The sequence below is a fragment of the Pseudomonas sp. PvP025 genome (genome assembly GCF_017832155.1).
Classification (GTDB): domain Bacteria; phylum Pseudomonadota; class Gammaproteobacteria; order Pseudomonadales; family Pseudomonadaceae; genus Aquipseudomonas.
The window spans coordinates 4,517,560-4,539,212 of the sequence record NZ_JAFIBJ010000001.1 but is presented as its reverse complement, the minus strand read 5'-3'; the positions used below and the strand labels follow the sequence as shown (position 1 = coordinate 4,539,212).

The following is a 21,653-nucleotide window of genomic DNA, read 5'->3' as shown; positions in this document are numbered from 1 at the left end:
GTGGGAGCAGGCCCCCTCCCACAACAAGTCTCACACAGACGCCCTGTGTGCCCCCATCGAATCAGGTGATGTCGGCCGACACCGGGGCATCCAGGCCCATGGCATGCAGGCGGGCGTAGTAACCGTTCTGCGCCAGCAGCTCGCCGTGGGTACCACGCTCGACAATACGGCCATCGTCCATCACCAGGATCAGGTCGGCCTTCTCGATGGTGGACAGGCGGTGCGCGATCACCAGGGTGGTGCGGCCTTGCATGACCTTGTCCAGCGCCGCCTGAATGTGGCGCTCGGACTCGGTGTCGAGGGCCGAGGTGGCCTCGTCGAGAATCAGCAGCGGCGAATTCTTCAGCAGCGCCCGGGCAATCGCCAGGCGCTGGCGTTGGCCGCCGGACAGCAGCACGCCGTTTTCACCGACCTGGGTGTCGAAGCCCTTGGGCAACTGGTCGATGAAGTCCTTGGCATTGGCATCGGTCGCCGCCGCTTCGACATCGGCCCTCGGCGCGCCGGCCAGGTCGCCATAGGCAATGTTGTTGGTCACGGTGTCGCTGAACAGGGTCACATGCTGGGTGACCTGCGCGATGTGCTTGCGCAGGTTGAGCAGCTTGTAGTCTTCGATCTCCACGCCGTCGAGCAGGATCTCGCCGCTTTCGTGGTGATAGAAACGCGGGATCAGGCTGGCCAGGGTCGACTTGCCGCTGCCCGAACGGCCCACCAGGGCGATCATTTGCCCAGGCTCGGCGGTAAAGCTGATGTCCTTGAGCACATGGCGTTCAGTGCCGGGGTAGGTGAAGTTCAGGTTGCGCACTTCCAGACGACCGCTGACCTTGTCACGCTCGATGGTGCCGTGGTCGATTTCGACGTCTTCGTCCAGTTGCTCGAAAATGCTCTCGGCACCCGCCACACCCTTCTGGATGGTGGAGCTGACTTCCGACAGTTGGCGAATCGGCTTGGGCAACAGGCCGGCCAGGGTGATGTAGGCCACCATGTCACCCGCCGATGCATCGCCACGCAGGTACAGCACCAGAAACATCAGCACGGCCATGGCGGTGTAGATCACCAGTTGCAGGGCCGGGGTGTAGATGGCGCCCGTACGGGTCATGCGCAACTGCTTGTCGGTATTGCTCTGGCTGGCCTTGAGGAAACGCTTCTCCTCGTAGACCTCGCCGCCGAAGCTGCGCACCACGCGGTAGCCCTGAATGGTTTCCGAGGCCACATGGGTGACGTCGCCCATGGCCACCTGGATTTTCTTGCTCTGCTTGCGAAATTTCTTGCTGGCCGTGCTGACCATCACCGCGATCAGCGGAAGAATGGCGATCATCACCAGCGTCAGGCGCCAGTTCATGTACAGCAGCGAGGCGAACAGGAAGATCACCGTCATGCCTTCGCGGATCACCACCTTGATCGCATCGGTGGCCGCCCCCGTGACCATGGTCACGTTGAAGGTGATGCGGGAAATCAGGTGCCCCGAGTTGTGGTTGTCGAAATAACGGTTGGGCAGGGTCAGCAGGTTGTTGAACAGCTGCACCCGCAGGTCGTGGACCAGGCCCAGGGACACCTTGGCCAGCAGGTAGTTACCCAGGAACGAACCCAGGCCCTGCCATGCCGCGATCAGGATGATCAGCAGCGGCACGGCCTGCAGCAGCTGCAGGTCGCGCAGGAACGGCACGCTGGGGAACAGCACCGCTTCGGGGTTGGACAGGCCGTCGACGAAGTACTTGAGGATGTACCCCAGCATCGGCTGGGTCGACGCGAAAATCAGAAATCCGAGGATACTCAGTGCAAACAGCCCCGCGTAGGGCCTGACGTAGCTGAGTAGACGGAAGTATATTTTCAAGCTCGAAGGGCTTGCGCTCGGACTGGAATCGGTCATAACACGCGGCGTTTTGAAAAAGGAGGCTGACTTTAGCACAGCTTCTCTGTTGTACTTGCACCCGGCATGACCCGCGCGCCCGCGCTTGCTGCCGACGACAACCAATAACGCCTGCTTTACGATGGTCGGCTTTCTTTCTCTGGAATGGCTTTTGCGTATGCACTCCAAGCGTCTCAACTATGGTTCAAATCGCGTTTTCGACTTTCTGGTCATGTGGATTTTACCCATTGGCTTATTGCTGCTGCTGAGTGCGCTGTTCCTTGTCTCCAATCGTAATGTGCTGCATCGAATCGTCTACCTCCTGTTTACTGTGCCGACCTTGTTCATGCTGTTCCAGCGCCCCAGGGAGTTCCGGGAACTGCTGCGCGAACCACTGGCGATCGCCTTTCTGGTGTTTGCCGCCTGGGCCCTGACCAGCCTGCTGTGGAGCCCCGAACCGAGCATCGACACCGACCTGTTCAAACGCCCGCTGAACACCTTCATGCTGTTCGGCGGCTGCGGGCTGCTGCTGCATTATCGCAACGACCTGTTCAAGCCGATCTTCTTCGCCGCTGCGGTGATCGCGATGGTGGTGTGCGCGTTCAACCTGGTGGCTTTCGCTAAGGGTTTCCAACCCGGCATGCGCATGATCGGCGGCCGTGGCGCCCTGGATAACCCACTGCTCAGCTCCCACCTATTCGGTTTTTTCTGCGTGTACTGGCTGTACGTGTGCATGACCACACGGCGCGCCCATGTGCTGTGGTTCAGCGTGCCGGCCCTGACAGTGATGACGGCGGCGGTACTGGCGACCGGCTCGCGTACACCCCTGGTCGCCATGACCCTGGCCATCCTGTGGATGAGTTTTGTCAGCCGCAACCGTCGCTCTGCCGTGCTGATCGCGGCGCTGGTGGTGAGTGCCATTGGGCTGCTGCTGGTGTACCCGGAACTCATCACCCAACGCGGCAGCTCATTTCGGTTCGAACTGTGGAGCATGTCGCTGGAGCGAATTGCAGCCCATCCGTGGATCGGCCACAGCTACGATTCGGAGCTGTACCTGACCCTGGCGGACGGCTACGTGCTGCGCGAGCCGCACAGCTTCGCCCTCGGCGTGCTGTATTACGTCGGCATCATCGGGTTCATCCCGTGGATATTCATGCTTGGCTGGGGCCTGTACAAAAGCTTCAAGGAGCGCGCGCAACCGCTGTTCATCCTCGCCTCCTCCCTGCTCGCCTACGGCATCGGCGCGGGCCTGACCGAAGGCGGCGGCATCCTGTCGCGGCCCAAGGAGCACTGGTTCCTGTTGTGGATTCCGCTGGCGCTGATCGCCGGTTTGAGCATTGCCAAACGCCGCCACAGCCTGCTGCGCCTGCCCGTGCAAAGCCTCAAGCCTGCCGCTTTTGAAGCGCTGTGCAGCGATGCCCAGGTGATCGAAGCCGATGGCCTGGGGCCGAAAGTCCTGCGCCTGGTCGACGGCCGCTTCCTCAAGGTGTTCCGCGCCCGCCGCTGGTACACCTCGGGCAGCTTCAACCCCTACTCGGAGCGGTTCGCCAGCAACGCCGAACAACTGCGCAGCCTGGGCATTCCCACGCCGCAGATACTTGCGATCTACGCCCTCGCCGAGGGCAGCAGCGCCGTCACCTATTCGCCACTGCCCGGCCTGACCCTGCGCCAAGCCCTGCAAAGCCTGGACAGCAGCCTGCGCGAGTCATTGATCGAACGCTTTGGCCAGTTCATGGCGCAGTTGCATGAGCGCGGCGTGTACTTCCGCTCGCTGCACATGGGTAACGTCCTGCTGATGGACGACGGCGAGTTCGGCCTGATCGACATTGCCGACCTGCGCATCTTCCCGTCGCCCCTGCGCAACGCCTTGCGCCAACGCAACCTGCGCCATATGCAACGCTATCCGCAGGATCGCAACTGGCTGTTCGATACCCACTTCGAACAGTTGACCAAGGGTTACGCGACCGTTGCCAGCGCAGGCGCCACGGCGAAGATCCGCGCGCACGTACTGGCCGCGCCCAGCGCTTAGGAGCGCAGCGGCGTCAGGTAGAGCCGCACCAGGCCACGCAAGGTCTTGCGCCCCCAGAATTTGAGCGGGATCTGCTTGAGAATCTCCCGTGCCAGCGGTCGGTCACGATCGGCGGTCTTGAGGAACATCGAGTTCAGGAAGTTGTAGCGCACCGCGTCATAGGCCGGGTGATGGCTGAAGTGGGCATAGGTCTTGAGGATGTTCTCGATCATGTAGCGATGGTTCTTGTAGGTGTTGCTCGCATGCTGGCGGTACTGCGCCATCACCACGCCAAGGGCGTCAATGGTGTAGCCCGCTGCCGTGACCTTCAACTGAATGAGCAAGTCTTCCAGGGGGATCAGCGGGTCGAAGCCACCGACCTCCTCCAGCACATGCCGGCGAATCAGCATGGTCGGCGCCGGCGGGAACGGCTTGCGATCCATGAACATGTCATCGAAATCCAGGCTGCGAAACGGTACGTCGCGGCGCTGTTTTTTCTCCGGGTGCAGGTTGCCGTCGCCATCGATCAGCTCGATATTGCCGGCGCAGATGCCCACCTTCGGTTTGTCTTCCATATACGCCACCTGGGTGGCAATACGGTCCGCCAGCATAATGTCGTCGGAGCCGAACGGTGCAATCAGGCTGCCCTTGGCCCGCGCAATCGCCCCGTTTAGGGTCGCGGTGAGACCCTGGTTCTGCTGCACCTGGAAGTCAAAGCCATGCTCGGCCTGCAGACGCCGGATGCGCTCGACGCTGTCATCCTTAGAGCCGTCGTCCACCACCAGCAGTTCGATATTCGGGTACGTCTGACCGAGCACGCTGAGGATGCTCTGCTCGATGTACCGGCCGTGGTTGTAGGACGCGATAATCACCGAGACCAGGGGTTGTTGCGTTGTCATGCTCTACCTACTTGTTTCAAACCGGTGTCGATAAGGTCCAGGTACTTCTGCTGGAATTCTGCCAGGGCGTGATGCTCTTCGAGATAGCGAAACACCTGCTCGCCCTTGGCGCGCAGCTGTTCGTCACTCATGGCCAGGTAAGTGTCCAGGGCCGCGCTGAGTTGCTCGACATTGCCCGGCTCGTGGAACAGGCCACCCGCCCCTTCCACCAGCGGCAGCATGGCCGGGACGTTGGAGGCGATCACCGGCAGGTGCCCGCTCATGCCTTCGAGCAACGCCAGGCCGAGGCCTTCCTGCAGCGACGGCATGGTCCAGATATCGAAGGCGCGCACGTACTGGAGACCGTCCTCGCGAAAGCCCAGCAGGTGCGCGCGGCCGGTGAGCCCAAGGCGTTCGATGTCGGCGCGCAGGTCAGCTTCCGCGCGACCGGAGCCAATGATGCCGAGCTGCGCGTGGGGGTATTTGTCCTTGAGCCGTGCGAACGCCTGCAACAGGTGCGTATGACCCTTGATCGGCACCAGTCGCCCCAACGCGCCAATGATCCGCGCGTCGGGCGCCAGCCCGAGCGCCTGGCGCGCCTGCTCGCGCGGCAACTGCAGGGCTTCGGCCTGCGGAATGTCGATGGCATTGGTGACGAAGGTGGTGTTCTCGCGGGTAAAGCCGCAGCCCAGGCCCACCAGATAATCACGCACTGCCGCCGAAACCCCGACAAACCGCCACGCCGGGCTGACCAGACGGCGCGTCTGGCGCCGGCGATAAGCACGCTCATATTCGCCAAAGCCATGGGAAATGCCGATGCACAACGGGATCTTCAGCCAGCGATTGAGCGACAGCATCATGTTCACCGACTTGAAGCGGTTGCAGATGACCACGTCGAACTGCTGCTCACGGCAATACTTGTAGATTTCCCACATCGCGCCCAGACGAATGCCCTTCAGGGCTTTCTCGGGAAATTGAAAATACTTGGAGTGATCGGCGACGCTCAACGGCTGGCCCGGTTGCGGGTGCCCGCTGAGGAATGCCGAGGTAACCTCGAAACGCTCAGGCGGCAACGACTTGACGATTTGCTCACCGAGGTCGGCAAAATCGTTGAGCTTGACGTTGTAGTCCGGCTGTAATTGCAAAACCTTGAAACGAGGCTTCATAACACTCCATGGGGCAATCGGGCCGCTGCAAGCCGCCCGACGATAAAGTCAATTTCAGTCCTGCTTCAGCACCCAAAGCAGTTCGTGACGGCGCACGGCCTTGCGGAAAAACTCGTTCTCGCCGTAGGGCGATGGACCACGATCCGCCAGCAGTTGTTGCAACAGGCGTCGGACGCGGCGCTTGAACGGCGCGCTCGGTTGCAGGTCATGCATCATGCCCAGCGCCATGGCCTTGTCCACTTGCTGGCTGTGGCTGAGCACGCGGCAATACGGCTGCAGCACCCGGTCGGCATCGAACTGCGGCGGCAACGCCACACCGGCGCCCGAATCGCCCATGGGCCAGCGGTCGTTATCGTGCAAATGGTTGGCGTAGCCCAGCAATGTGCTCGGCTGCCACTCAAGGCCCTGCAAAGCCTCGATGACGGCGTTGTAGGCACAGATGTGATCCGGGTGCGGATCGAGCAGCGGCGTCGGCAACACGATCACCTCGGGACGTGCCTTGAGCAACAGCGCGCGCAGGTCGGCGAGCAGGTTGTGCCAGGTCGGCAAACCGTCCGCATCGCTGGGCAACGCAAGCCTGTTGAACTGGCGAAACAGCCGCGTATCGGCGCATTGCGCCTCGCGCGAAGCCTGGGGCTGATCCGGCGCGGCCTGCATGGCCGGCAGTTGCAGGCAGAAGTAGCCCAGTTGCACGCACTGCGCCTCGGGCACCCCGGCCCAGCGCGGCACGGCAATGCTGTCCCAGGCGCGCAGGCGCCCTTTCAGACGCGCGGCATCGGCCTGCGGCAGGCCCATCTGTTGATAATATTCGGCTTCGATCTCACCGGCGGTGAGGGTCACGATCCAGCTTTCATCCGCCTGGGCATACAGGCCGAACGCAGCCAGCTCGGCATCGTCGGCATGGGGCGCGATCACCATCACGCGTTGGCGCGCCGGGTCCGGCTGGCGGAACACCCAAAGCGTCGGCTGACCGACAATGCGACAGAATCGCCCACGCACGCGAACCTCACCCGCAGCCAGGGCCGCCGCTGCACCGGTGAGGTTGAGGTAACGCGTGCCAGCAACACCGCGCTCGAAGGCCTGGCGATCACCCGCCAGCTCAACCGCAGGGTCCAGGAAACGTCCGAGCCAGCTGCTTTCAAGCTGCACCTGGACGATCAGGGTTTCATCACCCGCAAGTTCCAGCGGTGTGTCCGAGAGCAAACGCCCAGCCTCCAGGCGCAGGTCGCCGTGACGGCTGTGCGGGGCAAAGCGGTACTGGTAGTCATCCTTGGGCGAGTAGAACAGATGGTCGGCAAACCAGGCTTCGTGGGCCACCCACAGCAGCACTGCGAGGATCAACGGCAGCCACCAGGCCACCAGCACACCCACCGCGATCAACAGCAACAAGCCCACCAGCAAGGCGATGCGTTTGTTGCGCCGATGGCGCTTGAGCAGTTGCTGTTTGCGGCTCATAGGCTGAACACCGGCACCGGGTTGCACCAGCGCTCTTTATATTCGCGGTCGGCGCGCCCAAAAGAGAAACGCAGTGGCTTGTTGAGCGTGCGAGCCTGCTCCCAGGCACTTTGGGTGTTGAGAAAGCTCAACACGCTGCCGGGGCTGAACGCACGGGTTTCGGGGTCGACGCCGCCGTTGACGTATTCGATGCTGACCCATTCGGGCGCCTCGACGCGGTACACCAACTGCACGGCAATTGGCGCATCGTTGAGAAACAGCACCGAACCCACCAGAAACTCCTGGAGCAATGCCAGCACTTCGGCCAGGCGTTCGGCGCCGGTGGCGGCAAAGCCCCAGCGACGCTGGAACAGGTCGCGATAAATCGCCGCCAGCTCCGCACTGGAAAACTCACTCACCGCCCGCACCACGCCGCCCGCCTCTTCCAGCAGGCGCAGTTCGCGGCGCTGGTTGTAGCGAAACTTCTTTGACAGGTCTTCCGGGGTGCGCGCCATGGCCAGTTGCTCGGCCTGGGGCTTGAGGGTACTCACGCGCCCTTCGTTCAAGGCCGACAGGTAGCGCCCGCGATGGCGCACCGGCAACTGCGCATCGGCGGCAATCGGCAGGATGATCTCGGCATTACCGAGGTCAAACAGGCCCTTCTTGCCGTGGCGCTTGAGCACGTCCTTGGACAGCGCCAGGTCGCGCCCCCAGGTGGCAATTGCGCCCTTGAGTTCGCCGTCCTGCTCCCAGCCCAGGTAACGCACCGGAATCTGCGCCAGGCCGGCCAAACGCTCGACGACCCGAGGATGGGTCGCCACGCTGCCACCAAATCGCTGCCAGGCTTGAGCGTAAGCCTCGGCCTCGACAGGCACCCAGCCTCGCTCACGCCAACCCTGGAAGCGGTTCAGCATTTAGACCACGGCGTCATAAGGGTCCACACCGTCCTTGACCACGAGGATGTCTTCCATGATCAGGTACTGCAGGTCGGAGCCGAAGAACATGTCCAGCGCGTCCTTGGGCGAGCAGATCATCGCTTCGCCACGGCGGTTGAGCGAGGTGTTCAGGGACACGCCATTGCCCGTCAGCACTTCGAGCTCTTTCATCATGTCGTAGTAGCGCGGGTTGTATTCGCGCTTGAGCACCTGGGCGCGGGAGGTGCCGTCTTCGTGCACCACTTCCGGTACGCGGGTTTTCCATTCTTCCGACACTTCAAAGGTGAAGGTCATGAACGGCGCCGGGTGGTCGACCTTGATCATCTGCGGGGCCACGGTGTCGAGCATCGACGGGCAGAAAGGCCTCCAGCGCTCGCGGAACTTGATCTGGTGGTTGATGCGGTCGGCCACGCCGGTTGCACTTGGGCAACCGATGATCGAACGACCGCCCAACGCACGCGGGCCAAACTCCATACGGCCCTGGAACCAGGCCACCGGGTTGCCGTCGACCATGATCTTGGCGATGCGCTTGGGCATGTTTTCGATCTTGCGCCACACCGGCTTGCTCTCGTGTTTGGCGCAGGCAGCGATCACGTCTTCGTTGCTGTAGGACGGGCCGAGGTAGACGTGTTCCATCTTCTCCACCGGCACGCCACGGGCGTGGGACACGTAAGCAGCAGCACCAACGGCAGTGCCGGCATCACCGGAGGCCGGCTGTACGAACAGCTCTTTCACGTCGTCACGGGCGATGATCTTCTGGTTCAGCTTGACGTTCAGCGCGCAACCGCCCGCGAAGGCCAGCTTGCCAGTGTCCTTGAGGATGTCGCCCAGGTAATGGTCGATCATCTGCAAGGCCAGCTTCTCGAACAACGCCTGCATGCTGGCCGCGTAGTGAATGTAAGGCTCGTCGGCAATATCGCCTTCGCGCTTTGGCCCCAGCCACTCGATCAGTTTTGGCGAGAAGTAGAAGCCTTTGCCCTTCTCCTTGTAGCGGCGCAGGCCGATGACGTTGGCGTAGTCGGTGTTGATCACCAGCTCGCCGTTTTCAAAGGAGGCCAGGCGCGAGAAATCGTACTTGCTGGCATCGCCGTATGGCGCCATGCCCATGACCTTGAACTCACCGTCGAGCATCTCGAAACCGAGGAACTCGGTGATCGCGCCATACAGGCCGCCGAGGGAGTCAGGGTCGTAGAATTCCTTGATCTTGTGGATCTTGCCGTTCTCGCCATAGCCAAAGAACGTGGTGGCGTACTCGCCCTTGCCGTCGATGCCGAGGATTGCGGTTTTTTCCTGGAAGCCCGAGCAGTGGTAGGCGCTGGAGGCGTGGGCCAGGTGGTGTTCAACCGGCTCGATCCTGATTTTCTTCGGATCGAAGCCCAGTTGCTCCAGGCACCAGACGATCTTGTTGCGATAACGCTTGTAGCGACGGTTGCCCATCAGGATCGCATCGAGGGCGCGGTCCGGGGCGTACCAGTAACGCTTGGCATAGTGCCAGCGCGCCTCGCCGAACAGGCTGATCGGCGCGAACGGGATCGCCACCACATCAACGTCGCAAGGCTTGATGCCAGCCTGTTCCAGGCAGAACTTCGCCGACTCGTAGGGCATGCGGTTCTTTGCATGTTTGTCGCGTACGAAGCGCTCTTCTTCGGCGGCCGCGATCAGCTTGCCGTCGATATACAGGGCTGCGGAAGGATCATGGCTAAGGGCGCCGGACAGGCCAAGAATCGTCAATGCCACAGGGGTCTAGCCTCTTTTAGTCTGCATGCAGGCGGGTTGCGCCTGAAAAAAGTGTGCTTCCCGCCTGGGCAGGAAACAGCTAAAGGGCGGGATTATAGCTTAAAAGCAGTGGGGAGCTGTTAGCGGCAAGCGGCAAGGCAAAAGCGGGCGGTGTAGAGCCCATCACTGGGGCCTACCTGAGTTCGATACTGCCGTCGGTGCTTTGCCGGTAGACCGTGTAGGGCAGGACGAGGGTATCCAACACGCCGGAGGCCACTACATCGATGAAAATCAGCGGCACGAAATTCACCCACACACCGGTGGTGGCCGACGGGGGAGCGTGCAGTTGACACAGGTCATAGGCGACCCCGCTGTAGACGCGGGAGATGGACTGGCAATAGGTTTTCTGCTTTTTGAGCGCCTGCACGGCGACGTGGTCTTCGCGCATGACTGTGTTGACGGTGCCGCAGCCGAGCAGGCTGAGTGCTGATGCCGCCAACAGAATTTTGAGTGCAGTGTTCATTCGGTGACCTCCGGTAGGTCACGCACGCTAGCATTACGGCCCTGTGCGATATAGACGGAATAAGGGCATGCAAGCGTGGGAATTTTCCGATGCCGATGCGGTGCTGAGCGTGTTTGGTTGTGTACATATCCATTGTTTCGGTAACGGCTGCTTGGGGTTCCGCTCTTACAGCGGCTCACTTTTGAAAAGCGCAAAAGTAAGCAAAACGCTCTTGCCCCACCCGGCAAAAGCAGTGTGATACCCATCAAACAAATGGGGACCCAAATGTGGGCATCAGGCTCGCTCGACCAGCCGCCGGCTGGCAAAACTGAACGTCAACACCACAAAAATCAACACCCCCGTCGCCACCTGCTGCCAATAAAAATTCCAGCCAATCAACAACAACCCATTGGCAATCACGTTGATAAACAGCACCCCCAGCAACGTCCCACACACATTCGCCCGGCCCTGTCGACTCAACGTCGTGCCCATAAACACCGCCCCAATCGCATTCAGCAAAAACGCATTCCCCGACAACGGCACATACGCGCTCACCGTCGCCGCGAGTAGCACCCCGGCTACCCCGCACGCCAAGGCCGTGGCCAGCGCCACCACGGTCACGATCCGTCGCACCGACAACCCCGAGTAATACGCCAGCAACGGCTGCGAGCCCTGCGCCAGCAATTCCCGCCCCAGGCGCCCTCGCGCCAGTAAAAGACCGTAAAACAACGCCAATCCCAGCACGATCAGCAACGGCGTGAGTCCCGCCACCCCCGGTTTCAATCCCTGGGCTATGTAGATCGGCTGCCCTCCGTCCGAGAGCAGCTGCTGCGCACTGGTGCCGATAAACAAGGTGCCGAGGGTGGCCAGGAACGGGCTGATGCGCAGCCCGCCAATCAGCACAGCATTCACCAGCCCCACCAGTAATGCCGCGGCCAATGCGCCCGCAGTCGCCACGGCCCAGCCATGCCCGCCGTTGAGCAGCACCACACAGCTGAAACTGGCGAAGTCCAGCGCCGTCCCCACCGACAGGTCGATGCCGCCCGCCGCCACTGCGTAGGTCATGCCGATGGACACAATCGCCAGCAGCACAAAATTGTTCAGCACCAGGCTTTTGAGGTTGCCGGCGCTGAGGAACCCCGGCGCCTGCACGGCAAACACCAGCACAATCACCACGAATACCAGCGGCAAGGTCAGTGGCAACAAGGCACGCAGCTTCATGGGCGGCTCCCTCGACTCAACGCGCTGGACGCGGCCACCACCAGCAGGATCAACACTCCCTGCACGCCGTTGACCCAGAAACTCGATACGTTGAGCAGTTGAAAACCATTGATCAGAAAGCCGATCAACAACGCCGCGAACAGCGTGCCGGGGATACTTGCCACCAGCCGCCGCGAAAACACCACGCCCAGAAACGCAATCGCCACCACCGACAGCAGCATGTCGCCGGACCCGGTGGTGCTGCCGCTGAAAAACGCCGCCGAACACAACGCAGCAACAGCGGCGCACAGCCCCGCCAGCAGATAACTCGACAACATATAGCGCGCATTGCGCAGCCCCGCGGCCTCGGCGGCCTGCGGGTATTCGCCCACTGCATGCAAACGCAGCCCGTAGGGCGAGTGCTGGATCAGCAAGGTCAGCAGCCCCGCTGTCACCAGCAATACCCAGGCCAGCGCCGGCACCCCCAGCCAGGCGCCGCCGCTGAGCAGGTCCAGCAGCGGCGAGTCGGTAGACACCACGGTATTTTCGGTCAGCACCAGCTCGAGTCCGGCCAGCACATTCATGCTCGCCAGGGTCGCCAGCAGCGGCGGCAGGCGCAATAGCACCACCGCCAGGCCATTGACCAGGCCGACCACAACGCCGCACGCCAGGGTCAGCGACACCGTCAGCCAAAGCTCCAGCCCGGCGTTGTTGAGGCGGCTGAACCCCGCCGCACACAGCCCCAGGTTGGCCGCCAATGACAGGTCCAGCCCACCGGCGAGCACATTCGAGCCGCCGCCGATGATCACGCAGGTCAGCCCGAACGCCAGCACGCCGAGGATCGCCGACTGACTGAACACATTGGCCAGATTGCCCACCGAGAGAAAATTCGGCGCGGCCACGGCAAACCCCAGCAGGATCGCCAGGAACACGCCGACCGAACCGCGTCGCAGCAGCGCCTCAAGCATGCTCGACCTCCCGCGTCCGCAACGCTGCGGCGGGCACCGCTCCGGTGGCACACGCCAGCAACCGATCGCTGTCGGCCTCGCCGGCACGAAACTCACCGGCGATTTCACCGCGATGCAGTACCAGAATGCGGTCGCTGATCCCCAGCAGTTCGGGTAAATCCGATGACAGCACCAGCACCGCCGCGCCCTCCTGCACCAAGCGCCCGATCAAGCGATAGATCTCGACCTTGGCGCCCACGTCCACCCCCACGCACGGCTCGTCGAGCAGGTACACGGCCGAGCGGCGGCTCAGCCATTTGCCCAGTGCAACCTTCTGCTGGTTGCCACCACTGAGCTGGCTGACCGCCGCGTGAGGCCCCGGCGCCTTGATCGCCAGCTCATCGATCAGCCGCGCCGTTTCCGCCTGCTCCCTGGCGCGGCTCAACAGGCCCCAGCGACTGAACCTGCCCAGCCCGGCCAGCGTCAGGTTTTCCAGCACCGACAATACCGGCGCAATGCCCTGGCTGCGCCGCTCTTCCGGCACCAGCGCGATCCCGGCAGCAATCGCCTGGCCCGGTGAACGCAGGCGCAGCAGGCGACCTTGCAGATGAATACTGCCGCTGTCGGCCTGCTCGATGCCAAACAGCGTCTTGAACAATTCCTTGGCCCCGGACCCTACCAACCCGGTGAGGCCGACGATTTCTCCGCGCCGCACCTGCAAGTCGATGTGACGATAACGCCGCGCCAGGCTCAGCGACTTCACCTGCAGCAACGGCTCGCCCACTGCCACACGGACTTTGGGGTACATCTCCTGCACCTCCCGATTGACCATCAGCCGCGCGATCTCGGCACTCGAGGTATGCCGAGGCTCGACCACCGCTACATCGCGCCCATTGCGCAGCACCGTGACCTCATCGCACAGGCTGTCGATTTCCTGCAGGTAATGGGAGATGTACAGAATCGACAGCCCCTGATCGCGCAGGCGCCTGACGATGTGCAACAGCTGGTCGACCTCGCGCTTGACCAGCGCCACGCTGGGCTCGTCGAACACCAGAATCTTCGGCTGGCGAATCAGCGCACGGGTGATCTGCAACACCTGGCGCTCGGCGCTGTTCAGCTCGCTCACCAAGGCGCCAGCCGGCAATTGCAGGTCGAAATAGTCCGCCAGCAAACGCTGCGCCTCTCGTTGCTGGCGGCGCCGATCCACAAACGGCCCACGGCGCAGCTCATGCCCGAAAAACAGCGCCTCGCCCACAGTGAAACTGGCCGGCAAGAGCCGCTCCTGATGGATGAACTGCACGCCCAGCGCGTCCACCTGACGCGGCGACAGCCTGTCGTACGACTGCCCGTCGATGCTCACCTGCCCTGCGTCGGCGGTGTGGATACCGGCCAGGATCTTGATCAGGGTCGACTTGCCCGCGCCGTTCTCGCCTACCAGCCCGTGGACCGTACCGCGCTCGACCTTGAGGCTCGCGCCATCCAGCGCCAGGGTGGCGCCAAAGCGTTTGTGCATATGCTGCAGGTGTAGGGCCGGCATCAGTCACCTCGCAATTGTTGGACCTGTGGCAGGTTTGCGGCGGTGGTCAGCAGCGTCGCCACATGGGTCTCCCTGGGCAAGTCACGCTGCCCGGCGAGGTAGCGCGCCACGTTCTGCACGGCGGTCTTGCCGATCAGCGCCGGCTGCTGCGCCACCACCGCGCCCACTGGCGAATGGTCCTGGCCGAGCAGCGCCAGCACTTCCGGTGTCCCATCGACGCCGTAGGTCTTGATCTCGGTGCGCCCGGCGTCGATCAATGCCTTGCTGGCGCCCAACTGCGGAATATCCCACGCCGACCAGATCGCCGAGAGGCTGCCCTTGGGGTATTTGTTGAGCAGCGCAGACACTTGGGAATAGGCGTCCTGCACGGTGTTGGGAATCACATCGCGCAACTCGGGCTGGATGATTTCCAGCTGTGGATAATCCTTGAGTGCCAGCTTCAACTGGTCATAACGAATCGCGCACACCGGCACGCCGTAGAAGCCGTTGAACACCAGAATTTTGCCCTTGCCGCCGGCGTCCTTGATCAACTGATCGGCCAGGGCCTTGCCGGTGGCGACGTTATCGGAGGTGGTGTTGTTGAGGCTGTACTGCGACGGCGCATCAATGGTGAACAGCGGGATGCCGGCCTTGCTGATGCGCTTGAGCCAGGGGTCGATCACGCTGAGGGTGCCCAGGGTCTGGATCACCGCATCGGGCTTCTGGGTGACCACGGTTTGCAGCTGGGTCACCAGGTTCCTGTCATTGCGCCCGGCGTCCAGGGTGATCGGCGTACCGCCCAGGCGCTTGATCTCATCGACCTGTGCCTGGAATGCCTTGATATCGAAATAATGACTTGTGCCGGTCATGCTCACGGCGATGCGCTTGCCGGCAAGCGACGGCACCTCATCATCGGCGTGAGCCGTGCACACCTGGCCCAGCAACAGCGCAGCGCCAAGGCAGATCAAACGGGAAAGCGAGGAAAGGCTGGTGGGCATACAGGGCTCCGCTGAGGCGACCGGTGAATGGGTTCACCGATTGGCATTGCAGAGTGCGTGCCAGGATTTTTATCTATCTAAATCAATGAAATAAAGGAAAAAAGCAAACGCCGACTGTTCTTGCGCAACACCAACTGCCCCATTGCTGTTGCCCAGGCAACATATAAATGGATCCATCTGACATGAATCATTCCAGTCAAGGAGCCTGCTAAAAATCTTCGACTTGGTGCTGCCGCGCAGCAAACCGCAGCCTCTGTGGCGAGCGGGCTTGCCCCGCGTTGGGGTGCGAAGCGCCCCCAATCGAGCAAAACGCGGTGTACCTGATACGGCTCAGCGCCTGGCTTTGGGGCTGCTGCGCAGCCCAACGCAGGACAAGCCTGCTCGCCACAGGGAATCTGCGCTTAACTGAACGGCATTAGGGCAAGCCCGTTCGCCACAGGAATGTGCTTGCCTGGAACTTCAGGCTTTAAATTACACGTTGTCTTTGTGCTTAATAAAAAGGGGCCTCGCTCCCGATAGCGGCGGGCAGTCAACTCAGGTACCGACTGACACATCCTCATCGGGAGCAAGCCACCTCTCACCCTGGATCTCATGCGACCGTGCGAGTGGGTAAGCGCTGATCAATCAGTTGATGCAAGGCACTTTCCGCCGGCCAGTTGCGCATGAACCGCGCGCGGTCCCTGGCAAACGCCGGCGCAAAGCTGGCATCGGAGGCGTGTTGGCACATCGCATCCAGGTCGATCAGCGACCACCGATCCCCGGCCCAGAACAGGTTGTGGCCTTTGAAATCCCCATGGCTGATGCGCTCGCGGATCAGTTCGGCAAACAGTTGGTCCAGCGCCTGCAACTCGGCTTCGGGGGCGTCGCCCTTTTCCACGTAAGGCGCAAAGCGCTCGATGATGTCCGGGCCTGGCAGGTACTCCGTCACAAGATACGCTCGGCTGCGCAGCCAGAAAAAGCGTTTTTCCAATACCGCCAACGGCTTGGGCGTGGCGATGCCGAGGAATGCCAGGCGGTTGCCCTCGCGCCAGGAATGCCAGGCGCGGCTCGGGCGCCAGAAGCGCTTGAGCCAATGGGCGAAGCCCTTGATGTTGTAGCGCTTGATCACCAGCGGCCGGCCGGCCACTTCGACCCTGGCCACGCTGGCCGCGCCGCCGGTCTTGTACAGGTGGCCCCCGTCCAGCAGTGCATCGGCCTGCTCCAACACGGGCAACATTGCCGCTTCTTCTTCGCGACGAATCGCGCGCAAGCCAAAGGCGCCGCGTTGCACGCTGAACAGCGTGCACTCGCGGCCCACTTTGCCGAGGAAGTCCTTCAGGCGCCAGGCGCTGACCTTGCGCACCTGCTTTTCCAGCGCCTGCAGCGGCAATGCGTGCTCGCCGTTGCTCAGCAGGTAATACACCAGCAACTCTTCGGTAAACGGCTCGAGGTTCTTCGGCAGTTGGGCAAAAAACACCCCGAGGTTCTCCAGCACGCGGTTGCGCGACAACGGCTTGCCCGCCTCTTCAACCCGCACACCGGCACCGTCGATCAGGTACAGCGTGTCACCCTGGCGCAGCAGATTGTCCAGGTGCAGGTCTTGCTGCCACACGCCTTTGGCGTGCATCTGCGCAATCGCGCCCAGGGCTTGGGCCAGCACCGCCGTCTGCTCGTCGGCCAACGGCGGCAAGCCTTCGACCGCGCGCCAGGCGTCGGCCAGGCTTTGGGCGCCCTCGATAAATTCGAACAACAGCCAGCCGCCCTCGCCTTCCTGCAAGCCATCGGCGAGCAGCAGCGGCGTGGTCAGCCCTTGCTCGGCCAGCAGGCGCACACCGCTCAACTCACGCTGAAAGTGCCGCGCGGCCTTGCTGCCCACCAGCAACTTGGCCAGCACCGGGCGCCCGCGCCAGACTGCCGCGCCCACGTAGCGCTCGCCCGGCAACACGCGTAACAGGCTCAGCAGTTGCAACTGGCCGGTGCCGGCCGCATCCGCCAGTTCGATGGTCAGCGGCAGGCTTGGGCGGCGCCCGGCCTGTTTGAGTTCGGACAAACGCATCAGCGGTTCTCCTTATGGCTGCGCCGCGCAGTGAGGCGCTGGTACCAGGTGTCGACCAGCGCGCTGTCCTGCGGCTGCTCGAGATACGCCGCCAGCAGTTGCCGCACCTGGGCCTGCGACCACTGCGGTGCGCGGCGCAACAGCGGTTCCAGATCCTTGACCCGGTCACGCCAGCCGAACAGCAACGGCCTGGTTTTCTCCAGGTCGATCAACTGCGCGGCGTAGCCGTCGCCGGTCGCCTGCAAAAAAATATGCTTGGGGTAAAAGCAGCCGTGTACCTGGCCCACGCTGTGCAGCTGACGCGCCAGCAGGCCGCAGGCCAGCAGGATCGCGTGGTGCTGGGCGTCGCTCAGTGACGACCATTGCTCCAGCAACGAATCCAGGTCGTTCCAGCCATCCAGCGCGCGGGTCAGCAGCATCGCACGGCGTTCGCCCGCGACCTTGCGCTCACCAAAAAACGCCGCTTGCAGTGCCGGAATGCCCAGCGTTCGATAGCGGCTGATATTGCGAAACTCGCGGGCAAAGCTCGGCTCGCCCAGCGGGCTGTGCAGAGTGCGCGTCAGGTAATTGCTCTGGCGCTTGAGGTAGTAACCGTGGCCGTCGAGCTCCAGGCGAAACACGCTGCTCCAGCCGCCACGGCTGGTGTTCGGCTCATCCACCGCGTCCAATTGCTTGGCCCACAGGGCGTCGAAAGTGGCCAGGCCATTGCGCTCAAGCAGAGCGCGGTCCTCGGCCGCCAGGAAGTCACTCATTCGCGTCCCTCGAAAAACTTCACCACGTGGCGAATCCGCAGTTTGTCCGACACCGTCAGGTGCGTGCGTTGGCGATATTGCATGTAAAAGCGCAGGCGTTGGGTGGCCGACAGGTGATACTTGGCCACTTTGTCAAGGCATGCCAGGTCCTTGGTGATGCGGTACTTGAGCCAGAAGCCGCGCCAGAAATCACCATTGGGGCAGTCGATCAGGTACAGCGTGGCCTGGTCGTCCACCAGCAGGTTGCGCCACTTCAAATCGTTATGGGTAAACCGGTGCTCGTGCATCGTCCGCGTGTATTCGGCGAGCTGGCGGCTGACCGCATTGACCCAGCGGGGGTCCTTGAGGCGCGCGTCCTTGTGCTCGGCCAGCGCCGACAGGTCTTCGGTCCTGGGCAGCTCACGGGTGATCATCGCCCCACGGTCGTAGGCAAGGCCGTTACGCTCCAGGCCCCAGGCAACCACGTCGGCGGTGGGAATGCCCCACTTGGCGAAACGCTTGAGGTTCTGCCACTCGGACTTCACCCGGGGCTTGCCCAGGTAGCGACGCAAGCCCTTACCGGCACCCACGTAGCGCTTGACGTAGTAATTGACCCCACCGCGCTCCACACGGATTACTTCCGACAGCGGGTCGCGGGTCAGCCGTTCGCCCTGCAAGTCGAACACCGCCTCCAGGCTGCCGAAGTCCTCCGCGAGGTTGGCGTACGCAGGTTCCAGGTTCCAACCCGCCATCAGAGCGCATCCCCGTAGCGCTGCTTGCGGGCATACAACTTGTCGGCCTTGCCCTGCAGCCACTGCAGCAGGGCGCTTTCTTCGGCCAGGATGCGGCGCAGCGGCTGCTGGAAGTAGCCCTTGAGGAAGCGCAATTTGTCGCGGCGGGTAAGGCCGATGTCCAGCGCCGAGAAGTACAGCGCGGCCAGGTCCTTGTTGCGCCAGCGATGGCTGATTCTGGCGCGGGTCTGCGCGCGGTGCAGGTCGATCACCGACAGCTTGAAATGCTCGGCGGTCACCGGCGTGTCGGTGTGCAGCAGGAAGTGGCAGATGTAGCAATCGCGATGGTTGACGCCGCCGCGATGCATCATGCCGGTCATGCGCGCCACTTCGGCGATCAGTGCGCGCTTCAGACGCGGCTCGGGCGGCTGCCTGACCCAGTCGATGCTGAAATCTTCAAGGCTGATGGTCGGCGCCAGTTCCTCGGTGATGATGAACGAGTGCTGGTCGGCAGGGTTGCTGCCACGCTCGCCGTAGGCGACGGCGGTCATGGTTGGCACGCCGACTTCCTGCAGGCGCTGGATCGCCAGCCACTCCTGGCCCGCGCCGAGCACCGGCAGCTTGACGGTGACAAGGTTCTTGACGATCTCGCCCCAGCCGATGCCCCGGTGAATCTTCACGAAATAACCACGCCCCGCGACCTCGGTGCGCAGCGTGCGACGAGCTTCGAGTTCGCGGTACACCTCGCCCTCCAGACGCTCCACTTCGGCGAACGCATCGCGCCCGGCCCAGAGGGTCTTGAACGGTTCGGCAAGCATCAACTTCATGGTTTTGGCTCCGCCAGAATCACATCCGCCGCGTGCTGCGGCATGCTGTAGAGGTCGGCCGTCTCGGCGTAGGCCAGCCCATTGCGGCCCCAGGCCGCGCGCTGTGCAGAGTCGGTCAACATGCGAGCCAGGTACGCGTTGAGCTGGATTTGTTCAAACGGCTCATCGAGCACCAGGCCGCTGTCGGCCTCGGCAATGTAATGGGCGTAGCCACACACCGCCGACACCAGCACCGGCAGACCGGCCACCAGTGCCTCAAGCAATACGGTACCGGTGTTTTCGTTGTACGCCGGGTGGATCAACAGGTCGGCGCCCAGCAGGAAACGCGGGATATCGCTGCGCCCCTTGAGAAACTGCACATTGTCGCCCAGGCCCAGGGTGGCGCTCTGCAATTGGAATACTTTGGGGTCGTCCTGGCCGATTACAAACAGGCGCGTGCGTTTTTTCAGTTCGGCGGGCAATGCGGCCACAGCCTTGAGGCTGCGGTCGACACCCTTGGTCTTGAAGCCCGAACCAATCTGCACCAGCAGCAGGTCGTCATCGCCGAGGTTGAATTCCCGGCGAAACCCCTCGCGAATCTCGGCCGCGTTCGGCGGTGCCCGGCGGTCCTGGGCAATGCCCGGCGGCAGCAGGTGGAAACGCTCAAGCGGGGTGTCGTAGTGTTTGATGAACAGCGGCTGCTGAACTTCGGAGATCATCAGCACTTCGGTCCTGGCGTCCCTGGCGAACACGGCGCGCTCATAGTCGGCAAAGTGCTTGTAGCGCCCGAAATAGCGGTACAGCGAATGACGCAGGTTTTGCGCCTTGTCTTCAAAGCAGCCGTCGGCGGCGTAGTACACGTCCAGGCCGGGCATCTTGTTGAAGCCGATCAAGCGGTCCACCGGACGTTTGGCCAGATCGGCTTCCATCCAGGCGCTGAGCTTTTCATTGCGCCGATGGTTGAGGAACGCCTTGACCGGCGCCACCAGCACTTCGAAGCCCGGCGGGATATCGCCCTCCCAGATCAGCGTGTAGACCCGAATCCGATGGCCGCGCTGCTGGCACTCCAGGGCGATGCGCATGAAGTCGCGCTGCAGGCCACCGAAGGGGAAATATTTGTACAGAACAAATGCCAGTTGCATCAGTGCAGCTCCTCAGCCAGTAACAACGTGCTCAGTCGGCTTGCCACACGCTCAGGGTTCAGGCGCGTGAAGCACAGGGGCGACTCGCGCTGGAGGTCGAACCGACGCAGGTCGTCGGCCGTCGGTTGATAGGTACAGTGTTTTTGCAGGCAGGGCGCGCACGGCCAGTCGCTGGCCAGGTGAATCTGGCCCTTGCCGTAGGCACCGGTCAGGCCCGGGTTGGTGGGCCCGAACAGGGAAATGGTCGGCACATCCAGCGCGGCGGCGAGGTGACCGAGGCCGGTGTCGACCGCCACGCACGCGCGGGCGCCGGCCAATACGCGGGCGACGCCGGCCAGATTGAGTTTGGGCAGCACCTGGGCGTTGCTCAAGCCTTGGGCCAGGCGTTCGGCGCGGGCCTTTTCGTCGGCATTGCCCCACGGCAGTTTCACGTCGACGCCGAGGCGACCCATGCGCTCGGCCAGCTCGCGCCAATAGGCTTCGGGCCAGTGCTTGGTGTCCCAGGTGGTGCCGTGCAGCAGCAGCACAAAGGGCTTTTCCGGCGGCAGGCCAAGCAGTTTTTCCACACTCAGGCCGTAATCGCCCAGGCCTTTGGGCAGGTCATAGCCCAGGGCCACGGCGAACAGCTGGCGCAGCCGCTCCACCGCATGCTGCCCACGGGCCACGGCCAGGCGCCGCGAATAGAAACGCGCCGCCATGGGTTCGCGGGCCGAGCTTTTGTCGAACCCGGCTACGGGCGCACGCACGTAGCGGGTCAGCCAGGCGCTTTTGAGCAGGCCCTGGGCGTCGATCACCAGATCGTATTTGGTCGACTGGATGCTCTGCTTGAAGCGCCGCCACTCGCCACTCTTGATAGTTTGCCAGATATTCTTGCGCCAGCGGCGAATAGCCACTGCAATCACCTTGTCGACCGCCGGGTGCCAGGTGGGGATTTCGGCAAAGCCTTCTTCCACCACCCAATCGAACCGGATGCCGGGGATGGCCCGCGCCGCATCGGTGAGTGCCGGCAACGCATGGATCACGTCGCCCAGGGATGAGGTCTTGATCACCAGTACCCGCAAC

At 62.8% G+C, this 21,653-nt stretch carries 19 protein-coding genes; 2 read left to right on the top strand and 17 right to left on the bottom strand.

Going from position 1 to position 21,653, the window contains the following annotated elements; genetic code table 11:
- Nucleotides 1-61 precede the first annotated feature (61 nt).
- Nucleotides 62-1,867, bottom strand: a complete 1,806-nt coding sequence (msbA, locus tag JOE32_RS19680; protein WP_209987811.1) for a lipid A export permease/ATP-binding protein MsbA — start codon at nt 1,865-1,867, stop codon at nt 62-64.
- Between the two features lie 157 nt (nt 1,868-2,024).
- On the opposite strand from msbA, the gene JOE32_RS19675 reads away from it, so the two are divergent.
- Nucleotides 2,025-3,875: a bifunctional O-antigen ligase/aminoglycoside phosphotransferase family protein gene (locus JOE32_RS19675; protein WP_209990632.1), complete on the top strand. Its 1,851-nt coding sequence runs from the start codon at nt 2,025-2,027 to the stop codon at nt 3,873-3,875.
- On the opposite strand, the gene JOE32_RS19670 is transcribed toward JOE32_RS19675, so the two are convergent.
- From JOE32_RS19670 to JOE32_RS19645, 6 genes are all read right to left on the bottom strand, one after another.
- Complete coding sequence (locus tag JOE32_RS19670) at nt 3,872-4,753, bottom strand: glycosyltransferase (RefSeq protein ID WP_209987808.1); 882 nt, start codon at nt 4,751-4,753, stop codon at nt 3,872-3,874. The two genes, JOE32_RS19675 and JOE32_RS19670, sit on opposite strands and share 4 nt — an antisense overlap.
- Nucleotides 4,750-5,898, bottom strand: coding sequence for a glycosyltransferase (locus JOE32_RS19665; protein WP_209987805.1), 1,149 nt, complete (start codon nt 5,896-5,898; stop codon nt 4,750-4,752). Before JOE32_RS19665 ends, JOE32_RS19670 begins: the two co-directional genes overlap by 4 nt.
- Nucleotides 5,899-5,952: 54 nt before the next feature.
- A complete protein-coding gene (locus JOE32_RS19660) occupies nt 5,953-7,353 on the bottom strand; it encodes a PIG-L family deacetylase (RefSeq protein ID WP_209987802.1) in 1,401 nt (466 codons plus the stop codon).
- Nucleotides 7,350-8,246: an antimicrobial resistance protein Mig-14 gene (locus JOE32_RS19655; protein ID WP_209987799.1), complete on the bottom strand. Its 897-nt coding sequence runs from the start codon at nt 8,244-8,246 to the stop codon at nt 7,350-7,352. Before JOE32_RS19655 ends, JOE32_RS19660 begins: the two co-directional genes overlap by 4 nt.
- On the bottom strand, nt 8,247-10,004 hold the full coding sequence (locus tag JOE32_RS19650; protein ID WP_209987796.1) for a carbamoyltransferase: 1,758 nt from the start codon (nt 10,002-10,004) through the stop codon (nt 8,247-8,249). It lies immediately after the preceding gene.
- A 172-nt stretch (nt 10,005-10,176) separates the two neighbouring features.
- Nucleotides 10,177-10,506, bottom strand: a complete 330-nt coding sequence (locus JOE32_RS19645) for a YceK/YidQ family lipoprotein (RefSeq protein ID WP_209987791.1) — start codon at nt 10,504-10,506, stop codon at nt 10,177-10,179.
- Nucleotides 10,507-10,573: 67 nt separating this feature from the next.
- Between JOE32_RS19645 and JOE32_RS19640 the strand changes: the two genes are divergently transcribed.
- Nucleotides 10,574-10,744, top strand: a complete 171-nt coding sequence (locus JOE32_RS19640) for a hypothetical protein (RefSeq protein ID WP_209987788.1) — start codon at nt 10,574-10,576, stop codon at nt 10,742-10,744.
- A 35-nt stretch (nt 10,745-10,779) separates the two neighbouring features.
- Here the strand turns inward: JOE32_RS19640 and JOE32_RS19635 are convergent, their stop codons facing one another.
- The 10 genes from JOE32_RS19635 to waaC all read right to left on the bottom strand — a co-directional run bounded on the left by JOE32_RS19635 (nt 10,780) and on the right by waaC (nt 21,652).
- Nucleotides 10,780-11,706, bottom strand: coding sequence for an ABC transporter permease (locus JOE32_RS19635; RefSeq protein ID WP_209987786.1), 927 nt, complete (start codon nt 11,704-11,706; stop codon nt 10,780-10,782).
- The gene (locus tag JOE32_RS19630) at nt 11,703-12,653 is read right to left on the bottom strand and encodes an ABC transporter permease (RefSeq protein WP_209987783.1); all 951 of its coding nucleotides are present in this window, start codon (nt 12,651-12,653) and stop codon (nt 11,703-11,705) included. Before JOE32_RS19630 ends, JOE32_RS19635 begins: the two co-directional genes overlap by 4 nt.
- Complete coding sequence (locus JOE32_RS19625; protein WP_209987780.1) at nt 12,646-14,169, bottom strand: sugar ABC transporter ATP-binding protein; 1,524 nt, start codon at nt 14,167-14,169, stop codon at nt 12,646-12,648. Before JOE32_RS19625 ends, JOE32_RS19630 begins: the two co-directional genes overlap by 8 nt.
- On the bottom strand, nt 14,169-15,146 hold the full coding sequence (locus JOE32_RS19620) for a sugar ABC transporter substrate-binding protein (protein ID WP_209987775.1): 978 nt from the start codon (nt 15,144-15,146) through the stop codon (nt 14,169-14,171). Before JOE32_RS19620 ends, JOE32_RS19625 begins: the two co-directional genes overlap by 1 nt.
- A 589-nt stretch (nt 15,147-15,735) precedes the next feature.
- Nucleotides 15,736-17,181 (bottom strand): lipopolysaccharide kinase InaA family protein, encoded by a 1,446-nt coding sequence (locus tag JOE32_RS19615; protein WP_209987773.1) that lies wholly within the window; start codon nt 17,179-17,181, stop codon nt 15,736-15,738.
- Nucleotides 17,181-17,933, bottom strand: a complete 753-nt coding sequence (locus JOE32_RS19610; protein ID WP_209987770.1) for a lipopolysaccharide kinase InaA family protein — start codon at nt 17,931-17,933, stop codon at nt 17,181-17,183. Before JOE32_RS19610 ends, JOE32_RS19615 begins: the two co-directional genes overlap by 1 nt.
- Complete coding sequence (locus JOE32_RS19605) at nt 17,930-18,664, bottom strand: lipopolysaccharide kinase InaA family protein (RefSeq protein WP_209987765.1); 735 nt, start codon at nt 18,662-18,664, stop codon at nt 17,930-17,932. Before JOE32_RS19605 ends, JOE32_RS19610 begins: the two co-directional genes overlap by 4 nt.
- The gene (rfaP, locus tag JOE32_RS19600) at nt 18,664-19,470 is read right to left on the bottom strand and encodes a lipopolysaccharide core heptose(I) kinase RfaP (RefSeq protein WP_209987762.1); all 807 of its coding nucleotides are present in this window, start codon (nt 19,468-19,470) and stop codon (nt 18,664-18,666) included. Before rfaP ends, JOE32_RS19605 begins: the two co-directional genes overlap by 1 nt.
- Entirely contained in the window at nt 19,467-20,591 is a 1,125-nt protein-coding gene (locus JOE32_RS19595) for a glycosyltransferase family 4 protein (protein WP_209987759.1), read from the bottom strand. Before JOE32_RS19595 ends, rfaP begins: the two co-directional genes overlap by 4 nt.
- Nucleotides 20,591-21,652 (bottom strand): lipopolysaccharide heptosyltransferase I, encoded by a 1,062-nt coding sequence (gene waaC / locus JOE32_RS19590; RefSeq protein WP_209987756.1) that lies wholly within the window; start codon nt 21,650-21,652, stop codon nt 20,591-20,593. The genes JOE32_RS19595 and waaC overlap by 1 nt, the downstream gene beginning before the upstream one ends.
- Nucleotide 21,653: the final 1 nt, after the last annotated feature.

What these genes read in the sequence shown, in the direction of transcription:
- JOE32_RS19660 (WP_209987802.1), bottom strand. Translation starts at nt 7,353, where the DNA reads ATGAGCCGCAAACAGCAACTGCTCAAGCGCCATCGGCGCAACAAACGC.
- JOE32_RS19630 (WP_209987783.1), bottom strand. Translation starts at nt 12,653, where the DNA reads ATGCTTGAGGCGCTGCTGCGACGCGGTTCGGTCGGCGTGTTCCTGGCG.
- JOE32_RS19640 (WP_209987788.1), top strand. Translation starts at nt 10,574, where the DNA reads ATGCAAGCGTGGGAATTTTCCGATGCCGATGCGGTGCTGAGCGTGTTT.
- JOE32_RS19610 (WP_209987770.1), bottom strand. Translation starts at nt 17,933, where the DNA reads ATGAGTGACTTCCTGGCGGCCGAGGACCGCGCTCTGCTTGAGCGCAAT.
- JOE32_RS19625 (WP_209987780.1), bottom strand. Translation starts at nt 14,169, where the DNA reads ATGCCGGCCCTACACCTGCAGCATATGCACAAACGCTTTGGCGCCACC.
- msbA (WP_209987811.1), bottom strand. Translation starts at nt 1,867, where the DNA reads ATGACCGATTCCAGTCCGAGCGCAAGCCCTTCGAGCTTGAAAATATAC.
- JOE32_RS19635 (WP_209987786.1), bottom strand. Translation starts at nt 11,706, where the DNA reads ATGAAGCTGCGTGCCTTGTTGCCACTGACCTTGCCGCTGGTATTCGTG.
- rfaP (WP_209987762.1), bottom strand. Translation starts at nt 19,470, where the DNA reads ATGAAGTTGATGCTTGCCGAACCGTTCAAGACCCTCTGGGCCGGGCGC.
- JOE32_RS19595 (WP_209987759.1), bottom strand. Translation starts at nt 20,591, where the DNA reads ATGCAACTGGCATTTGTTCTGTACAAATATTTCCCCTTCGGTGGCCTG.
- JOE32_RS19605 (WP_209987765.1), bottom strand. Translation starts at nt 18,664, where the DNA reads ATGGCGGGTTGGAACCTGGAACCTGCGTACGCCAACCTCGCGGAGGAC.
- JOE32_RS19615 (WP_209987773.1), bottom strand. Translation starts at nt 17,181, where the DNA reads ATGCGTTTGTCCGAACTCAAACAGGCCGGGCGCCGCCCAAGCCTGCCG.
- JOE32_RS19620 (WP_209987775.1), bottom strand. Translation starts at nt 15,146, where the DNA reads ATGCCCACCAGCCTTTCCTCGCTTTCCCGTTTGATCTGCCTTGGCGCT.
- JOE32_RS19675 (WP_209990632.1), top strand. Translation starts at nt 2,025, where the DNA reads ATGCACTCCAAGCGTCTCAACTATGGTTCAAATCGCGTTTTCGACTTT.
- JOE32_RS19665 (WP_209987805.1), bottom strand. Translation starts at nt 5,898, where the DNA reads ATGAAGCCTCGTTTCAAGGTTTTGCAATTACAGCCGGACTACAACGTC.
- JOE32_RS19670 (WP_209987808.1), bottom strand. Translation starts at nt 4,753, where the DNA reads ATGACAACGCAACAACCCCTGGTCTCGGTGATTATCGCGTCCTACAAC.
- JOE32_RS19645 (WP_209987791.1), bottom strand. Translation starts at nt 10,506, where the DNA reads ATGAACACTGCACTCAAAATTCTGTTGGCGGCATCAGCACTCAGCCTG.
- JOE32_RS19655 (WP_209987799.1), bottom strand. Translation starts at nt 8,246, where the DNA reads ATGCTGAACCGCTTCCAGGGTTGGCGTGAGCGAGGCTGGGTGCCTGTC.